We start from the raw sequence: 18,290 nt of genomic DNA, 5'->3' as shown, positions 1-18,290 counted from the left end.
TACGCGAAAAAATTAGTCGTCAATTTCGACACCGGCGTCGGCCAGTTCGAAGACTTTGAGGCGGCCGCGCAAACGCACCACGGCCTGGCCATGGATCTGGCAGACGCGCGACTCGCTGACACCGAGCACAGCGCCGATTTCCTTCAGGTTCAATTCCTGTTCGTAGTACAGCGACAGCACCAGCTGCTCGCGCTCGGGCAACTGGCCGATGGCCTTGCCCAGCTCGCGGCCGAATTCGCCACGCTCCATCATCTGCTGCGGGTTGGGGCCACCCTTGGCGGTGGTGTCCAGCTCGCCGTGATCTTCGATGCGCGATTCCAGGCTCAGCACCTGGCCGCGTGCAGCATCTTCCATCAGGCGCAGGTAATCGGGCAGCGGCATTTCCATCGCGGCGGCCACTTCGGTGGCGGCGGCGGCGCGGCCGGTGTTCTGCTCGATCTTGCGCACTGCGGCGGCAGCGTCGCGGGCACGGCGGTGTACCGAACGCGGCACCCAGTCGCCACGGCGAATTTCGTCGATCATCGAGCCGCGGATACGGATCGACGCATAGGTTTCGAACGAGGCGCCCTGGTCGGAGTCGTAACTGCGCGAGGCTTCGATCAGGCCGATCATGCCGGCCTGGATCAAGTCGTCCACTTCCACGCTGGCCGGCAGACGCGCCGCCAGATGGTGGGCGATGCGGCGGACCAGATCGGCGTGCTGGGTCACCACGTCGTTGGCGTTATTGCGCTGCACGGCGCGGTACTGCGCGGTGGCCGTGGTTGCGGTAGCAGTGCTCATGCGGCCACTCCCCGTTGGATGATGCGTTCGACAAAGAACTCGACGTTGCCGCGCGGCACGGTGGGAGCCTGCCAGCGCGAGGTACGGCGTGCGATTTCGGCAATGGCCTGCGCCGACGGGCTGGCGGGATACGCCTTGATGACGGGTTGCTGACGCTGTACCGACAGGCGCAACCAGTCGTCCTGCGGCACGTGGCCGAGATAGTTCAGCGACACATCGCCGAGGAACTTTTCGCAGACGCGCGAGAGCTTGTCGTACAGCAGGCGGCCTTCGTTGGGGTCGCGCACCATGTTGGCGATGATCTGCAGGCGGTCCACGCCGCGTTCGCGCGAGAGCACCTTGATCAGCGCGTAGGCGTCGGTGATCGAGGCCGGCTCGTCGCAGACCACCACCACGGTGTCCTGGGCGGCCTGGCAGAAGGTCAGCACGCTGTCGGTGATGCCGGCGGCGGTGTCGATGACCATCACGTCCAGGTCGCGTTCCAGTTCGGAGAACACATTGACCAGGCCGATGTGCTGGGCCGGAGCCAGTTCCGCCATGTGGCGGCGACCGGAGGCGGCCGGGACCACCAACACGCCGCCGGGACCTTCGATGATCACTTCATCGAGCGTGCAGCGGCCGGCAATCAGGTCGGCCAGAGTGAACTTGGGCGAGAGTCCCAAGACCACATCCAGGTTGGCCAGGCCAAGGTCGGCGTCCAGCAGCAGGGTGCGTTTGCCCATGTCGGCAAGCGCCACGGCCAGGTTGGCGGAGATGTTGGTTTTGCCCACGCCGCCCTTGCCACCGGTCACGGCAATCGTGCGCACCGGGCCCAAGGGCTCGGGACGGGTCGCCGTCAGGGGGAAGGCGTTGGTCAGCTTTGCGTATTCACGCGACTGCATGGTTGTGCTCCGGAGTACAGGGCTTATCGGCAGCGCGCCGTAAATCTTCAAGACGAAGAACGAGACTGGCGGCATTGGCGCGGTGCAGGTCGTCGGGGACCCGCTGTCCGTCAGTCACCCAGGTGATGGGCAGTTGGTGGTCGACCACCACCGACAAGGCGCTGCCGAAGCGGCCGGTCTCGTCGAGTTTGGTCAGCACCACGCCTTGGGGTTTGGCGTGGGCGAAGCGGCGTACGACCTCGTCGAGGTCGGCAAAATGGGAGTTGGCGGGCAGCACCAGCAGCGAGGTGACCTGCTGGGCGGCGCGCAGCCAGTTCAGCTGGGCAGCCAGGGCGCGGTCGCGCTGGCCCATGCCGGCGGTGTCGATCAGCACCAGCTTGTAGTCGCGCAGGCGATCCAGCAGCGCGAGCAGGCTTTCGGCGCTATCGGCTTCGTGCACGGCGATGCCGAGCTGGCGGCCGTAGCTGTGCAGCTGCTCGCGGCCACCGACGCGCAAGGTGTCGGTGGTGACCAGGGCCACGTCGCGCGGGGCGTGCTGGGCGGCAAAGCGCTGCGCCAGCTTGGCGATGGTGGTGGTCTTGCCGGCACCGGTCGGGCCGACCAGGGCGATCACGCCGCCGCGTTCCAGCGGGTCGATCGGAGCCACCGGCAGACGCTTGGACAGCAGGCCCAGCATCAGCCCGCGGCCGCGGTGCAATTCGGTATCGGCCGGGATCTGCATGGCGACATCGCGTGTCAGGCCGGCATCGAAGCCGTAGTCGTCCATCAGCTCCAGCGCCTGCGCACGCACCGGGGAGCCACGCAGGCGCTCGTCGGTGAGGCGGTTCATTTCGCGCTCGATCATCTGACGCATCAGCGCCAGTTCGCCACGCAGCTGCTTGAGTTCTTCGTCGTTCTGCGGGAGCGGCGCGGCGGCCACCGGCACCGCGGCCAGCGGGGCGGGGGCGACGACGATCGGCGGCAACGCGGCTGGCGGCAGGATCTGCGGCAGCGCGTCGTCCAGGTCGAAGTCGGCTTCGTCGTCGAATGCATCGTCGTCCTGACCATGCGCGGCGTAAGCCGGGGCGGCGAGGGCTGCGGCAACGACCGGGGTCGGCGCCTGCACCGGAGCGGCCTGTACGGCGGGGCGCTGCACCGGGGCGGTAGTCAAAAAGTCGGCGAACAGCTGTTCCGGCACGGCCGACAGCGCGTGTTCCTGACGCTGCACCACCGGGGCGGCGACATCCTGCACGGCCGGCATCGGCACCACGCTGCGGATCGGGGCGGCCACCGGGGCCTGACGCGGCACGCTGACCGGCTGACGCAGGGCCATCGCAGCAATCATTTCTTCGGCGGCGCTGGCAACGCGCTGGCGGTGGCTCATGCCGGTCTCGGCGGCCGGCTTGAGCGGGGCATGCACCGGAGCGGCGGGGCGGGCAGCGGCCTGCACCGGAGCCTGTTGCACGGGCGCCTGCTGCTGCGGAGCGGTGTGGGTGATCGGCGCATCGGAGCGTGCGGTTTCCAGCGCACGCTGCACGAGTTCTTCGTCGTAGTTGCTGGCAGCGACGATCTCGATGCCTTCAGCGGTACGACGGTTGGACAGGATCACTGCATCCGGGCCGTGCTCTTCACGCACCATGCGGAATGCGGTGCGCATGTCCGGGGCGACAAAGCGTTTGATCTTCATGCCACGTGCCTCCAGGAACGGGACCCGCCGGACGCCGGACGGGTGCGCGATGAATGTGGGTGTGTTGCCAGCGTCATGAGTTGCCTGTCCCGTTCGGTTGTTCCAAGTCCTGCCATCCGCCCCGCAGCGGTGGTGCTGTCTGCGGTCTCGCCAGAGCTAATGCACGCGGCGTGCCAAAACGGCGGTGCTGGGTTTTTGGCGAGTGGGTGCGGGGCGTGCGCGGAGGAGGCTGGGTACTGACGCCGAGCCGGGCTTGCTGCGCTAAGTGGATGTTCTGATTGAATTTTTCGACGGCATTGGGTGCCGGTGCGACGGCGTCCCTGTGCTGGGCGGCAGCGCAGGTCGCGTCTGTCGGAGCGCATTGAACGCCCGCGGGAGCCGCGACAGCGTCGCGCTCGTCATGCTTCCCAGGGTCGGTGGCATGCAATCGATTGGGATTTTGCCGAGTGGCGGATTTCCGGCGCCTGGCGTTGGCGGTTGGTGGCCGGCCTGCGGCGATTGCTGGAGGACGCGATAGAGGCTGTCGAGCTGTACCGGAGCGCCGATGCAGTCGTAGGAGCGCACCTGGGCGCGATGGGGCTGTACCGGTAAAGCTGTCGCGCCCGGGTGCGCTCCTACGGAAAGGGGCCACGATGTTGCTTAGTGGTAGGTCGTCGTCCGGGACATCGCGCGTTGCCGCGGTGGAGCATGCAGAGCGGAGTCAACGGCACCTCGTCAGGGTGCACGCTGCATCGTAGGAGCGCACCTGGGCGCGATGGGGCTGTCCCGGTAAAGCTGTCGCGCCCGGGTGCGCTCCTACGGAAGCGGTGTCGGCGACGTTGTCCAGTCCGAGCTGTGCTGTCTTCATGGGATCTCGCATCCCAGCGGTTGACCCTTCTGGATCAAAGCTCGCCCGCGTTGTCGGATGACCCAGTGCGCCGTAGGAGCGCACCTGGGCGCGATGGGGCTGTCCCGGTAAAGCCCTCGCGCCCGGGTGCGCTCCTACGGAAATGGGGGCGATGACGGTGTGCTTTCGACTCAGCTGATCGTGCCGACCAGCTTCAGGCGTTTGTCTTCCGGCACTTCGCTATACGCCAGCACCGACAGGCTGGGGACGCTATGGCGGACCAGGCGGGCCAGGGCGGCGCGGACCGTGCCGGGCACCAGGACCACGGCCGGTTCGTTGCGGGCTTCCTGCTTGCCGACGCAATCGGCCAGGCTTTGGTGCAGGCGCTCGGCCAGGCCGGGCTCCAGCGCCACGCCGTTGCCGTGGGTGGATTCCTGCAACACGCGCTCCAGCTGCGGGGCCAGGGTGAATACCGGCAGTTCGGCGGACATGCCGGCGATCTCCTGCACGATGAAGCGGCCCAGCGAGGTACGCACGGCGGCGGTGAGGGTGGCCGGGTCCTGGCTCTGCGGGGCGTGCTCGACCAGCGCTTCGACGATCTTGCGCAGCTGACGCACCGGGATCCGCTCGATCAGCAGGTTCTGCAGCACGCGCACCACCACCGACAGCGGTAGCGCCTTCGGGGTGAGGTCTTCCACCATCTTCGGCGCGGTCTTGGCCAGGGTGGCCAGCAACTGCTGCACTTCTTCGTGGCCGAGCAGCTCCGGGGCGTGTTCGCGGATCAGGTGCGACAGATGCGTGGCCACCACGGTGGCCGGGTCGACCACGGTGTAGCCCATCGATTCGGCGTAGGAGCGCTGATGCGGCTGGATCCAGGTGGCATCCAGGCCGAACGCCGGGTCCTTGCCTGGAATGCCGTCCAGCTGGCCGAGCGCACCGCCCGGGTCCAGCGCCAGCTCGCGGTCGGGATAGATCTCGGCGGTGGCCACCGGCACGCCATGCACCAGCAGGCGATAGGCGTTGGCCGACAGTTCCAGGTTGTCGCGGATATGCACCGGCGGCACCAGAAAACCGATGTCCTGGGTGAGCTTGCGGCGCACGCCCTTGATGCGCGCCATCAATTCGCCGCCCTGGTGCTTGTCCACCAGCGGAATCAGCCGGTAGCCCACTTCCAGGCCCAGCGGGTCGATCGGGCGCAGTTCGTCCCAGCTCAGTTCGGCGCTGGCCTGCGCGGTGGCGGCTGCGGCGGCGGCCTTGGGGTCGCTGACGGGGTCGCCGGTCGGGGCGACCACCAGGCTGCGCTTGTACATTTTCCAGGCGATCACGCCCAGGATCAGGCCGAGCGTCAAAAACGCGACGTTCGGCATGCCCGGCACCAGGCCGACCAGGCCCAGGATGGCGGCGGCTACCGCGAGTGCGCGGTGCTGGCCGAACACCTGGCTGATCATGGCGCCGCGCATGTCCTGTGCCCGCGAGGCGCGGGTCACCAGCAAGGCGACCGAAGACGACACCAGCAGGGCCGGCAGCTGCGCCACCAGACCGTCGCCGATCGACAGCAGGGTGTAGGTGGACGCGGCATCCACAAAGCTCATGTCGTGCTGGAACATGCCCACCGCCATGCCGCCGATGAGGTTGATGAACAGGATCATGATGGCGGCGATGGCGTCGCCGCGGATGAACTTGTTGGCACCGTCCATTGCGCCGTAGAAGTCGGCTTCTTCGCGGACCTCTTCGCGGCGGGCCTTGGCTTCCTCACGCGTCAGCAAACCGGCGTTGAGGTCGGCGTCGATGGCCATCTGCTTGCCGGGCATGGCGTCCAGGATGAAGCGGGCGGTCACTTCCGACACGCGCCCGGCACCCTTGGTGATGACCACGAAGTTGATGATGGTCAGGATCGCGAACACCACGATACCCACGGCGTAGTTGCCGCCGATCACGAACTGGCCGAAGGCCTCGATGACCTTGCCGGCCGCGGCGTGGCCGTCCTGGCCGTTGATCAGGATCACGCGGCTGGAGGCGACGTTCAGCGCCAGCCGCAGCATCGTGGTCATCAGCAGCACGATCGGGAAAATGGTGAATTCCAGCGGGCGCTGCACGTAGATCACCGCCAGCAGCACCATCAGCGAGATGGCGATGTTGAAGGTGAACAGCGCATCCAGCACCGGTGCGGCCAGCGGCACCATCAGCATGGCCAGCATGGCCATCAGCGCCAGCGGGGCGCCCAGGCCGTTGCGCAGCAACTCCATGACGCGACGGGCATTCAGCGGGGTGGGTTGGGCGCTCATGCGCTGGCTCCCTTGCCGAACTCATCCACGTCCAGCGAGGGCAATTCCGGCATCGGGCCGCCGTTCCAGCCGCGTAACTGGTAGACGTAGGAGAGCACCTGGGCCACGACCGAATAGAGTCTCACGGGAATTTCCTTGCCGATTTGAGCTTCCCTATACAAGGCGCGTGCCAAAGGCGGTGCGGTGACGATCGCCACCCGGTGTTGTTCGCAGGCTTCGCGGATGCGGAAGGCCATTTCGTCCACGCCTTTGGCCACCACGATCGGGGCGCGCATCTTGCCGCCTTCGTACTTGAGCGCGACCGCGTAGTGGGTCGGGTTCATCAGCACCACGTCGGCCTTGGGCACCGCTTCCATCATCTGGCGCTGCGACATCTGCATCTGCATCTGACGGATGCGGCCCTTCACTTCGGGGCTGCCCTCGCTTTCTTTCATCTCGCGCTTGATCTCTTCGCGCGTCATCTTGAGCTTCCGCATCCAGTTCCACTTCTGGTAGGGCGCGTCGATGGCGGCCAGCAGTACCAGCGCGCCGGCGGTGTAGAACAGCAGGCTCTTGGTGAAGTGCAGGCCGTTGCTGATGGCCTGTTCCAGCGGCTGGTTCACCAGCGAGCGCAGGCCGTGCAGGTTCTTGGAGATGCACAGCCAGGCCGCCAGGCCAACGAACAGCAGGCGCAGGATCGACTTGACCAGCTCGGCCAGGCTGTTGCTGCCCCACATGCGCTTGATCCCGCTGGCCGGGTTGAGCTTGGTGAGGTCGGGCATGATGGCCTTGCTGGAAAAATGCAGGCCGCTCATCAGCAGCGGGCCGGCCAGCCCGGCCAGCAGGCAGATGCCGATCAGCGGCAGCATCACCCACAGCAGCTGCATCAGCAGGTCGCCGAAGTGGCCGAACAGCGCCATCGGGTTCTCGCGCATCCTCGGGTCGGGGCTGAGCGCTGTCTTCATCCACACCGCCGCGCCATCGCCGATGCCGCCGGCCAGTGCCATCAACCCGAACACGCCGGCGCCGAACACCGCTGCGGTGGACAACTCCCGCGATTGCGGGATGTTGCCCTGCTCACGCGCTTCGCGCAGGCGTTTTTCGGTGGGAAGCTCTGTACGCTCGCCGCCGTCGTCGGACTCGGACATGAAGGTGCCGGTGGGGGATCAGCCTGGTCTCATGCAAGCGGCGTTCCAGTTTCGGAGCGGGAATGGGGTTGGGGAATCGAAAAAAGCAGTGGCCGCGCGTTGAGCTGCTGGAGGGGTGTGGCGGCGGTGAGGGGCGAGGGCAGCCCGTCGGTCTACAAAAGCGCGGCTAACAAGACTGCGTGACGTCACTACTAGTGCAGGCCGGCTGATCTGCTAATTGGTTGCAGTGTCCTTGCTTGCCCACTATCGCAGGACACGCTGCAAGTACGTCCATGTAAGAACGGCTAACAAAACGTAGCGAGCAGTCGTCAGGTGGGTGTGGACGGCGCGGAGGAACCGAAGTGTACGGGTGGTACATGCCGATTCCGAGCACCGGCCGCGCCCGCCTGGCGGCTGCACAGTCGTTTTGGTAGCTGCTCCAAGCTCCTTGGTGGCATCCATGCCGCCAAGGGTCCCGCGACGGTGAGCGGGCAAGGACCAGTCACGCTAGTCGTTGTGCAGAGCTTTCACCACGCAACCAGCAGCGGTCTGGCGCAGTGCCTTCTATTCTTCAAAGTCACCAGCCGGCTGTCTGGCGCGGTGTCCTCGCCGCTTGCGGGACCGTTGGCGGCATGGATGCCGCCATCGAGCCCCCAGGGACGGGTTCACGGCGTGTCCCGCGAGCGGCGAGGGCACCGCGCACTCGACCTACTCGGCGCTTGGCCTGGGCCTGTGACCGCAGGATGCGGCCGACAACGCCACTGCGCTCACTGCCCGGCAAACGCTCGCTACGTGCTGTCAGCCGCTCCACGTCCAGGCTGGTGCTCGGCCTGGCTGGGAGTCGTTGAGCATGACGGCTGGGCCGGGAGTCGTTCGACGTCGTTTGTTGCTCAGCTGGCCAGGCGGCGCGGGCCATCGCGCTGGGCGACGACCACTGCGATGAAGCGGTCGGCTTCCATCGGCCGGCCCAGCAGATAGCCCTGCAGCTGGTCGCAGCCCAGCCGTTCCAGGGTGTTGCGCTGGGCGGCGGTTTCCACGCCTTCGGCCACCACCTGCAAGCGCATGGTGTGGGCCAACGCCACGACGGCGGCGACGATGGCGATGTCTTCGGCGCCGCTGTCCATGGCCTGCACGAAGCTGCGGTCGATCTTGAGCTCGTGCGCGGGCAGCTTGCGCAGGTAGAGCAGGTTGGAATAGCCGGTGCCGAAATCGTCGATGGCGATGCGCACGCCCAGTGCGTTGAGCTGGCCAAGCGTGCGCAGGCAGGCCTCGGCATCGCGCATGGCCATGGTTTCGGTGATTTCCAGGGTGAGCTGGCCGGGGGCGATCGCATGCTCGGCCAGGGTGGTGGCCACTTCGTCGAGCAGGCTGGGCGAGGCGAGCTGGGTGGCCGACAGGTTCACCGCCACCCGCCAGTCGCCGTGGCCGTCGTCGCGCCACGCGCGCATCTGCCGGCACGCCTGCTGCAGCACCCAGCTGCCGAGCGGGCCAATCATGCCGCTGCGTTCTGCCAGCGGAATGAAGCTGTCCGGCGGCACCAGGCCGCGTTCTGGATGCTGCCAGCGGATCAGCGCCTCGGCGCCGATCGGGCGGCCGTCGTCGGCGCAGTATTTGGGCTGGTAGTGCAGCACGAACTGGCCCGATTCCAGCGCGCGCGGCAGATCCTGCAGCAGTTGCAGGCGCTCGCGGGTGGTGTCGGTCATCGCGCGCTCGAAGAAGCGGTAGCGATTGCGCCCGGCCTGCTTGGCATGCCCCATCGCTGCATCGGCGTGCGTCATCAGCTGGTGCTCGCTGCCGGCATCTTCTGGATATAGCGCAATCCCGATGCTGCTGCTCAGGCGCAGCTCTTGATCGCCGACCAGAAACGGCACCGCCAACGCCTGCACCAGATGCCCGGCGATGGCCGCCGCGTCTTCCGGGTCGGCGATATCGGCCACCAGCACGAATTCATCCGCGCCCAGCCGCGCCAGGCTGCCGTGTGCGCGCCGATGCGCGCTCAGGCGTTCGGCCACCACCACCAGCAATTGGTCGCCGACCCGATGGCCGTAGCCGTCGTTGACCACCTTGAAGCCGTCCAGGTTGATCAGCATCACCGCAAAGCGCTGCCCATCGCGTTGCGCGCGCTCGATGTTCTGCAGCACGTGCTCGTGCAGCAGCACCCGATTGGGCAGGCGGGTGAGCGGGTCGTGCAGGGCGGCCAGCGCCAGATCGGCGTTGGCCTGCGCCAGCGATTGCGCCAGCACTTCGGTGTGCTGCTGATGGCGGCGCGACAGCACCGAGATCACCAGCGCCAGGATCAGCAGGCCCAACGTGACCGCCACCACCACCGCGGTCAGCCACGACAACGGCAGGTGCGTTCCGGCCGCCGCGCCGCAGATGCTGCCAGGTGCGAATTGCGCGGCAGCCATGCCGGTGTAATGCATGCCGACGATCGCCACGCCCATGATCAACGCTGCGATCAGGCGCAGGCTGTAGCGGCGGCCATCGTGGCGCAACCGGAACGCGATCCACAGCGCGGCGGCAGACGCACCGATGGCGATCGCCACCGACAGCGCGAACAGCACCGGGTCATAGGTAATGGCAGGCGACATGCGCAGCGCGCTCATGCCGATGTAGTGCATCAGTGCGATGCCCAACCCCATCAGCACCGCACCCAGGCCCAGCCGCGGCCAGGGCAGTTGCGGTTGCGAGGTCAGCCACAGCGCCAGCGCCGAGGCCAGGATGGCCGCCAGCATCGAATAGGCGGTCAGCGCCACGTCGTAGCCCAGCGGAATCGGCAGCTGGAAGGCCAGCATGCCGACGAAGTGCATCGACCAGATGCCGATGCCCATCGCGATGGCTCCGCCCACCAGCCATGCGGCGGCGATGCCACCACGGCTGGCGGTCATGCGGGCGGCCAGATGCAGCGCGGTATAGGAGGCCAATACGGCCACCACCAGCGACAACAGCACCATGCCAAGGTTGTAGGTTGCGACCACCCATCCAGTTCCGACGTCGAAAGACGCGCTTGCTCAAGGAGCTAGCGACCCGCTGCGCGCGTTCTTGAGCACGCACTGGCGCAACGCAGTGGATCAGGCGACCGAAACCTCGGGTTCTTCCGGTTCGATGCGATTGCGGCCGTGGCCCTTGGCCCGATACAAGGCCTCGTCCGCACGTGCCAGCAGCGTGGCGGCGGTGTCGCCGATGCGAAACCACGCCACGCCGATCGAGCAGGTCACCTGCAGTGGCCGCGCGGCACCGACGTCGTAGAGCGGCAGGCTGATCGCCTCGTGGATGGCACGCAGCCGGTGCTGGCTCTGACGGGTCATGCCGGGCAGCAGCAACAACAGTTCTTCGCCACCGTAGCGGCCCACCTTGTCCGAGTCGCGCAGGCAGGCGGTGAGCCGCGCGCCCACCTTGGCCAGCACCGCGTCGCCGACCAGATGGCCGTGTTCGTCGTTGACTTGCTTGAAGTGATCCAGATCGATCAGCACCACCGCCAACGCATGCTCGGCATGCGCGCAGGCCTGCAGCTCTTCGGTCATCGCGTCGAGAATGCCGGAGCGGTTGAGCAGGCCGGTGAGCGAGTCGTGGCTGGCCTTCAATGCCAACGCCGCGCGGGCGCTTTCCAGGTCGCGTTTTTCGCGCTCCAGTTGATAGGTGCGTTCGGCTACCAGCTCGGCCAGCATGCGCTCGCGCGCCACCAGATGACGGTGCCGCCAGCTCCACAAGCCGATCAGCAAGCCGCCGCCGATCAAGACATACAGCGCAATCGCCGGCGGGCTGCGCCACCACAAGGGCGCCACCGCGAATGCCAGATCTACTACCGGCGATGCGGTGCGCCGATAGCGGTCCAGCAGCTGCACCTGCAGGCGGAAATGCCCGGACGGCAGCGGCGGTTGGTCGATCGACAGATCGTCGCTCTCGATCCATTCGTTGTGCAGACCACGCACGCGATAGCGCACGGTCAGCCGGCTGGGGTCGTCGTAGACCTCCATCGTCGACAGCTCGATATGCAACGGCGTGTCGCTCCAGGCCAGCAGTTGCCCGGCGCGTATCGGCACGCCGCCGCGGCTGACGCTGTCGATGCGCACGCTGGGCTGGCGCTCGTCGAACAGGCGCGCCGGATCCGCCAGGTGGCTGACACCGCGCGCGGTGCCGATCCACACCGAGCCGTCGGGATCTTCAAAGAATGCGGCTTCGGAGATGTCGTCCCAGATCAGGCCCTGCGACTGCGACAGATGGGCCCATCGCTCACCGTTATAGACCTCCACGCCGCGGGCGTGGCCCACCCACACCCGGCCCAGGCTGTCGCTGCGCATCAGGTACACACCCGCGTCGCGCAGCGCTTCGTCGTTGATCGCCTGCAGGTCCAGGCCATCGCCGAGCAACATGCCGTGCCACAGGCCGGGGCGATAAAACGCCAGCCACACCTCGCCGCTGTCGCTGATGTGGAACTTGCTGATCCACGGGTCAGAGTCGCCGCCGTTGACCTTGACCTGCACCTTGGACCAGCGCTCGCCCTGCAGGCGGAACAGCCCGTTGGCACTGGAGACCCACAGGGTGCCGTCGGCGGTCTGCTGGATATCGGTGTAGGCGATCGCAGGCATGTCGGCGACCGGCTGCAAGGTGCCGCCGTCCAGCGGGCGCTCGATCACGAACAGTCCGCCGAGGGTGAGAATCCACAGGCGACCTTGACGGTCGTTATAAAGGCGCCGTCCGGTACGCGGAAGTTTGCCGGCCTCGCCGCTGCGGCCGTCCGGCCAGTTGCGGCGCACGAAGCCGGCAGAATTGAGCGTCCACACGCTGCCGTCGGTAGTGCGCGCCAAGCCGACGATCTGGATGCCCGCCTGCGGCAGGGCCGGCACAAACCGCTCGCCGGGTCGGGCCTGACGGCCTACGCCGTGCTCGTTGCCGACCAGCAGTGCGTTCTGCGCATCGCGTGCGATGGACCAGGTGGATGGGGCCGGCATGCCTTGCGAGGCGTCCCAGTTTTCGATCCATTCGTAGCCGGCCCAGCGCACCAGGCCTTCGCCATCCACGGTCATCCAGACGTCGCCGTCGCGGTCCACCACGATCGCGTCGCTGCTACCGGGCGGCAGCCCGTTCTCGGTACCGAAGCTGCGCCATGCGCCATTTTCCCAGCGCGCCAAGCCGTCGTTGCGGCGCACCAGCACGCGCCCTTCGCGGTCCATCACCAACGGCGCCTGTTGCCCGACCGTGTTGCTGTCGAGCAGCGGCAACGGCCGCACGCTGAACCGGCTCGCACCTGGTGCGCGGTAGAGCAGGGTGCCGGCGCCACGCGCCCACAGCCCGCCGTCGTTGTCGCGCAACACGCTGTACCAGCGATCGACCGGTACGCCCTCGTCGGGCCCGTAGACCTGTACCTTGCGCTGCGCATCGATGGCGCACAGCTTGCGTCCGCAGCCGACCCACAACGTGTCGCCTTCCACCGACAGGCTCAGTACTTTGGAGAGATCGGGCAGGCGCACGCGCGTGGCGGTGTCCAGCAGATATTCGCTATGCCAGCGGCCATTGCTGCGCTCGCGCAGCACTTCCAGTTCGCCGCCATTGGCGATCACCGTGCCCCATGCAGGGCTGGCAAGCAGCATGCCTTCCTGCAGGTGCTCGGCTTCATCGCGCGCGAGTTTACGAAAGCCGTGCTCGTCGCCGACGAACAACGCCTGGAAGCCGGCGACCCACAGACGCCCATCGGGCGCTTCGCTGATCGAGGTAATCGGTTCGTTGCGCAGGCCGTCCAGCATCACCTGTTGAAAGATGCGGCCGTTGTAGCGATACAGCCCGCTCTCGGTGCAGACCCACATCAAGGTGCTGCGGGTCTGCAACAGGCAGGTGCCGGCAAGACCGAGTAGTCCTTGGTCGTGGGCATAGCGACGGATGCTGGCGCTCTGTGCGCTGGCCAGATCGGCAAACGACAGCAACGCCAGTAGCAGCATCGCAGCGAACGATGCCCCTCGGCCTGACGACCTCCCTTGGCGGTGCAAGAACCCCACGAGCGTTGCAATCTCCCACGCATCGGTGCGTGCGGTCCGCGCCCCTCGCGCGGTGTCTCACGCTTGCCATTGGCAGCCCCCATAGCAGGCCGCGTTATATCGACTAGCGGCTGTTCACGCGCTTTACTTTAGGACACCACCCTTGCGCATTGTGCCGCTGCCAGCAAGCACGACTACAGTCTGGAGGGGCGTGTGGCATGCAAAGACTACGGTTTGGTGTTATCGACAGGTTGAGTATTGCGCGCTACGCGTGCTCGCCAGCGTGCGTCACGTGGCAATCGATGCTGGCACGATCGAGCGGGCGCGACTGCTGCACTGCTGCGCATGGACGCGCTAAATCGGCCGAGACTGCGACCAACACCGGTGTTTGATCCAGACAGTGTGGCGGCCGCGAGCGCGCTTAGCTGCAGGTAGTGCTGGCATTCGCTGCGGCATTCGCTGGATGGGTGCGGATGCTTTGCCACCGCCAACATCGCTGTTTCTACGTGCGATGGTGGCCCGCGCGCGGCGATCAGTCGGCGCGATGGTCGGGTGCCGCAAGCGCAGTAAGGTGGCCGGCGTCGTAATCGATGCAATTGCGTCCGCGGCGTTTGGCGCTATACAGCGCGGCATCGGCGCGCGCCAGCAATTGCTCGAGGGTTTCGCCGGGCAGAAACCACGCCACGCCGATCGAACAGGTGACGTGCAGCCAGCCGCCATCGATGGGGTAATCGCCGCAGATACCACGATGCAGCGCGTCCAGTCGGTGCGTGGCTTCGTGCGTCAGCCCTGGCAGCAGTGCCAGCAATTCTTCGCCGCCGTAGCGGCCGATACGGTCGTCGCCACGCACCAGCGTATCCAGCCGGCGACCGACCCCGGCCAGCACCGCATCGCCGGCCAGATGCCCGTGCTGATCGTTGACCAGTTTGAAGTGATCCAGATCGATCAACACCACCGCCAATGGGCGCGCCGTCGCATCGGCCCGCAGCAGCATGTTGCGTAACGCGGCAAGGATGCCGGAGCGGTTGAGCAGGCCGGTGAGTTCGTCGTGGGTGGCCTTGAGGGCAAGTTCGGCACGTGCCGATTCCAGGTCGCGCTTGTCCTGTTCCAGCTCGGCAGTGCGCTCGGCAACCAGTTGTTCCAGCTCGCGCTTGCGCCGCAGCAGTTTGGCGGTGCGCCAGCGCAACAGCGCAATCACCGCGGCGATCGCCAGCAACACATAGGCGATCAAGGCGGGAATGCTGCGCCACCAGGGTGGACTGAGCGCGAAGGCGAACCGTGTGATCGGGCTGGCACTGCGCTGGCCGGCGTCCACTGCCTGCACCTCCAGCGCATAGCGGCCGGGCGGCAGCAGCGGATAGGTGATGTGGCTGAGCGAGGTGCTGGTCCAGCTGGCCTGGTGGCCTTCCACGCGGTAGCGGAAGCTGATGCGGTCCGGGCCGCCTTCGGCGCCGGGCGTACTCAGATCCACGTCCAGCGGAACCTGCGACCAGGGCACCTGCGCACCGGCGGCAAGGGTCTGTTCGCCACGCCGCACGCGCAGCACTTCCACCCGTAGCGGCGGCGACGCGAACACCCGTGACGGATCGATCAGGTGGGTCAACCCGCGGCTGCTGCCGAGCCACACGCTGCCATCGACGTCCTCGAACAGGGCATTGGCAGACACGTCGTCCCACAACAGGCCTTCGCTGCGCGTGGTGCGCGACCAGTGCCCATTCTCCAGCAGGTCCAGGCCCTGGCTGCTGCCCAGCCACAAGCGCCCCTTGCTGTCGTGAGAGAGGATGAACGGCATCACGCGCGACACCAGCGGGTCGTTGACTGCGGTCAGCGTGACCGTCGCCGCGTTCTGCACGGCGCCATGCCAGAGCCCGGTGTCGCGCAAGGACAGCCAGAGCTGGCCGTCGGCCGAAAAATCCAGCAGGAAGTAATCGTGGCTGGGCAGGTTGCCGTGCACCTCCACCTGCAGCCAGCGGCCATTTTTTTCCTGGCGATACAGCCCTTTGCGAGTACTGGCCCACAGTCGCCCCTGAAGATCCACATCGATATCGCCCACGAACGCCGCCGGCACTGCCTCTTCGCGCTTGGCCTGCAACGGCAGCTCGGGCGGGACGGAGTACAGGCCACGCGGCGTGGTGACCCACAGCACGCCACCCGAATCGAACAACAGCTTGTTGGTGGGCAGCCCAAGCTGCAGCACGTCGAAGGTCTTGCCCGTCTGCGGGTCGCGACGGGAGAGGGCGCCCGACGAGCGCGCCACCCAGGCCGCGCCATTTTTCGGCGACAGCGCGATGGAGATCGATTGCAGCATTGGCTCGCCGTTGGCGAGTGTCCACGGCTGCATGCGCCCGGTCCGCGGATCCAGCACATTGGAGCCTGCATCGCCGCCTACCAGCAGCTCACCACTTGGCAGCCGCTGGATGGCCCAGGTCGGCGATTCGGCCAGGCCCTGGCTCTCGTCCCAGTGCTCGATGTTGCCGTAGCCCAGCCAGCGCTGCACCCCCAGCCCGCGCGTGCCGATCCATAGCTGGCCGGTGCTTTGCATCATCAAGGGGCCCACCATCGGGCTGATCGACAGCCCCTGGTCGTGCCCGAAATAGTGCCAGTGGTCGCCTTCCCAGCGCACCATTCCGCGGTCGGAGCGGGTAATGAGGCGGCCCTGCGCATCCTCCGACAAGGTGGTTGCGCCAGCCAAGGTGTCGAACCTGGTGCCGGCTGGAGGCGCATGGTCGCGGAACACGCGCTCGCCTGCTGCGCGCGACATCACCATGCCGCCACCGCGCAGCCACAGGTCGCCACGATGGTCGCGGAACACCGCGCGCCATTGCCGTTCCGGCACACCGTCGGCATCGCCCAACTGAGTGATGCGTCCGTTGGCATCGATGCGGCAGACGCGTTTTCCGCAACTTGCCCACAGCGCGCTGCCATCGGCAAGCAAGGCTTTCCCGGCGGGCAGGGTGGTGCCGTCGTCCAGGCGCAACGGCAGCACCCGGGCGCTCCAGCCGCCTGGCTTGGTCGGCGTCAGGTGCAACAGCTGATTTTCGCTGACCACCACCACACCGCCCGCGTACGCGGCGATCACATTGCCGCTGTCGGCACGGATCGGCGCGCCGTCATGCAGCACCGGGCTGAAGGTCGTGCCATTGCGCACGAACACGCCGTTGGCGCTGGCCACCCACAAGCGCCCGCGCGCATCCAGCGTCAACGCGCGGATGTAGCGCGCGTCCAGGCCGCTTTCCTGACCGACCGGGATGAATTGTTCGCGTTCGAAGCGATGCAATGCCAGTTCGGTGCCGACCCAGACCACACCCTGTCGATCTTCGAGCAGGCTGTTGACGGTCATACCCTGCAGGCCATCGGCCTGTGCGTAATCGCGAAAGCTATAGGTTTTCGCCCATCCACTGCCGGCGATCAGCCATCCGAGCAGGCACAGCGTTGCCAGACGACGCAGCGTCTTGCCGCGCACACCAGGTGAAACGAACAGCGCAGACACGTTGGGCATCGGCTTTCGCGGAAAGGGGGGCGTGCGATTGAACGGGCCAATCGTCCTCAGCGTTGACGGCGAACTGGTGCAAAACTTGAGCGTCCGTACGCTTAACCCGTCAGTTCTCTGGCGGAGTCGAAGGCGGTATCGAACATGCGCTGCACCGGTGGCGCGAACTCGCTTGCAAAGCTGGACAGCAGGAACAGCCCCAGTAAGACCGTCAACGGCAAGCCAAGTTGCATCGGGTTCAATGCCGGCGCCGCCTTGGCCAAGGCACCGAAGGCCAGGTTGACCGCCAGCATCGCCACCATCATCGGCAAGGCCAGGGTCAACCCGCCGCGCATGATCTGCAGGAACAAGGTGGGCGCCACCTCCGCGAACGCGCGGGCGTCGGGAATGGCTGTGCCGATCGGCAACGCCTTGTAGCTGTCCACCAGCAGCGAAATCACCGCCAGGTGTCCGTTGGCCGCAAAGAACAGCAAGCCGAATCCGATATAGAACCACTGCGCGATCACGCCGGAGGTCACCCCGCGCATCGGGTCGGACATCTGCGCAAACGACAGGCCGGTGGACTGCGACACCAACTCGCCGGCCAGCGCGCCCGCCTCGAAGATCAGCTTCAGCATGAAGCCCATGCTGGCGCCCACGGCCAGCTCGCGCGCGATGCTCAGCACCGCCTGCGCAGTAAAGCCATCCCATTCCGGCACCGGCGGCAGGATCGGCGCCAGCACCATCGACAAGGTCCCGGCCAGCATCACCCGCACCCGCCCGGGCACCGCACGCGTGCCGATCAACGGCATGGCCGTGAGCAGCGCGCCGGTGCGCAGCATGGTCCACATAATCGCCCCGACCATCGCAAACGCGCGCTGGCCGTCGATCACCATCTGGGTAGCGGAATCCATCCGGTCTGGTCCGCTAACCGATCAAATGCGGAATGCGCTGGAACAGCGCAATGGTGAACTCCACCAGATGCCCCAGCAGCATGCTGCCGGTGGCAAACAGGGTCGCGGTCAACGCCACGGCCTTGGCCACGAAGCCGATGGTGGGCTCATTCAATTGGGTCGCGGCCTGCACCACGCCAATGACGACACCGACCACCAGAACCGCCAGCAACATCGGTCCGGCAATCCACAGGACGGTGACCAGGCCACCACGTAATTCAGTCAGGGCGATTTCAGGGCTCATGGGGAGTGCTGATGCAAGTGCGGTGCCAAAGGGCGGGGAGTGGGGAGTAGGGTGTGGGGATTCGTTGGTGAGCAGCGATCTGACTTACCTCGTGTTGCATTGTCTGTC

The 18,290-nt window shown here is 66.7% G+C and carries 10 protein-coding genes, 1 other RNA gene and 1 pseudogene; 1 reads left to right on the top strand and 11 read right to left on the bottom strand.

The features are described from left to right. Positions 1-12: 12 nt before the first annotated feature. The 6 genes from ABQZ00_RS10130 to ABQZ00_RS10105 all read right to left on the bottom strand — a co-directional run bounded on the left by ABQZ00_RS10130 (position 13) and on the right by ABQZ00_RS10105 (position 7,923). Positions 13-780, bottom strand: coding sequence for an RNA polymerase sigma factor FliA (locus ABQZ00_RS10130; RefSeq protein ID WP_011037072.1), 768 nt, complete (start codon positions 778-780; stop codon positions 13-15). Further along, complete coding sequence (locus ABQZ00_RS10125; protein ID WP_055854547.1) at positions 777-1,661, bottom strand: MinD/ParA family protein; 885 nt, start codon at positions 1,659-1,661, stop codon at positions 777-779. The genes ABQZ00_RS10130 and ABQZ00_RS10125 overlap by 4 nt, the downstream gene beginning before the upstream one ends. Beyond that, positions 1,648-3,327 carry a flagellar biosynthesis GTPase FlhF gene (flhF, locus tag ABQZ00_RS10120; protein WP_323539326.1) on the bottom strand — a complete coding sequence of 560 codons (1,680 nt, stop codon included), beginning with the start codon at positions 3,325-3,327 and terminating at the stop codon, positions 1,648-1,650. The genes ABQZ00_RS10125 and flhF overlap by 14 nt, the downstream gene beginning before the upstream one ends. A gap of 1,017 nt (positions 3,328-4,344) precedes the next feature. Beyond that, a complete protein-coding gene (gene flhA / locus ABQZ00_RS10115) occupies positions 4,345-6,438 on the bottom strand; it encodes a flagellar biosynthesis protein FlhA (RefSeq protein ID WP_323539327.1) in 2,094 nt (697 codons plus the stop codon). After that, on the bottom strand, positions 6,435-7,565 hold the full coding sequence (flhB, locus tag ABQZ00_RS10110; RefSeq protein WP_055854538.1) for a flagellar biosynthesis protein FlhB: 1,131 nt from the start codon (positions 7,563-7,565) through the stop codon (positions 6,435-6,437). Before flhB ends, flhA begins: the two co-directional genes overlap by 4 nt. A gap of 282 nt (positions 7,566-7,847) precedes the next feature. Next, positions 7,848-7,923, bottom strand: a non-coding RNA gene (locus tag ABQZ00_RS10105) — sX9 sRNA. A gap of 35 nt (positions 7,924-7,958) precedes the next feature. Here ABQZ00_RS10105 and ABQZ00_RS10100 point away from each other — a divergent pair. Next, a pseudogene (locus ABQZ00_RS10100) lies at positions 7,959-8,252 on the top strand (hypothetical protein); the annotation flags it as partial. 182 nt (positions 8,253-8,434) lie between these two features. On the opposite strand, the gene ABQZ00_RS10095 reads toward ABQZ00_RS10100, so the two are convergent. From ABQZ00_RS10095 to ABQZ00_RS10075, 5 genes are all read right to left on the bottom strand, one after another. Beyond that, complete coding sequence (locus ABQZ00_RS10095; protein WP_323539328.1) at positions 8,435-10,522, bottom strand: putative bifunctional diguanylate cyclase/phosphodiesterase; 2,088 nt, start codon at positions 10,520-10,522, stop codon at positions 8,435-8,437. 93 nt (positions 10,523-10,615) lie between these two features. Next, complete coding sequence (locus ABQZ00_RS10090) at positions 10,616-13,537, bottom strand: diguanylate cyclase domain-containing protein (protein ID WP_323539329.1); 2,922 nt, start codon at positions 13,535-13,537, stop codon at positions 10,616-10,618. A gap of 511 nt (positions 13,538-14,048) precedes the next feature. Then, the gene (locus ABQZ00_RS10085) at positions 14,049-17,015 is read right to left on the bottom strand and encodes a ligand-binding sensor domain-containing diguanylate cyclase (RefSeq protein WP_323539330.1); all 2,967 of its coding nucleotides are present in this window, start codon (positions 17,013-17,015) and stop codon (positions 14,049-14,051) included. Between the two features lie 92 nt (positions 17,016-17,107). Further along, the gene (fliR, locus tag ABQZ00_RS10080; RefSeq protein ID WP_005996206.1) at positions 17,108-17,899 is read right to left on the bottom strand and encodes a flagellar biosynthetic protein FliR; all 792 of its coding nucleotides are present in this window, start codon (positions 17,897-17,899) and stop codon (positions 17,108-17,110) included. A 13-nt stretch (positions 17,900-17,912) separates the two neighbouring features. Then, positions 17,913-18,182, bottom strand: coding sequence for a flagellar biosynthetic protein FliQ (locus ABQZ00_RS10075; protein WP_055854528.1), 270 nt, complete (start codon positions 18,180-18,182; stop codon positions 17,913-17,915). Between the last annotated feature and the right edge of the window lie 108 nt (positions 18,183-18,290).

Origin of the sequence: Xanthomonas sp. WHRI 10204 (assembly GCF_040202875.1) — a bacterium.
Taxonomy (GTDB): Bacteria; Pseudomonadota; Gammaproteobacteria; order Xanthomonadales; family Xanthomonadaceae; genus Xanthomonas.
This window is presented reverse-complemented; position numbering and strand designations above follow the sequence as displayed.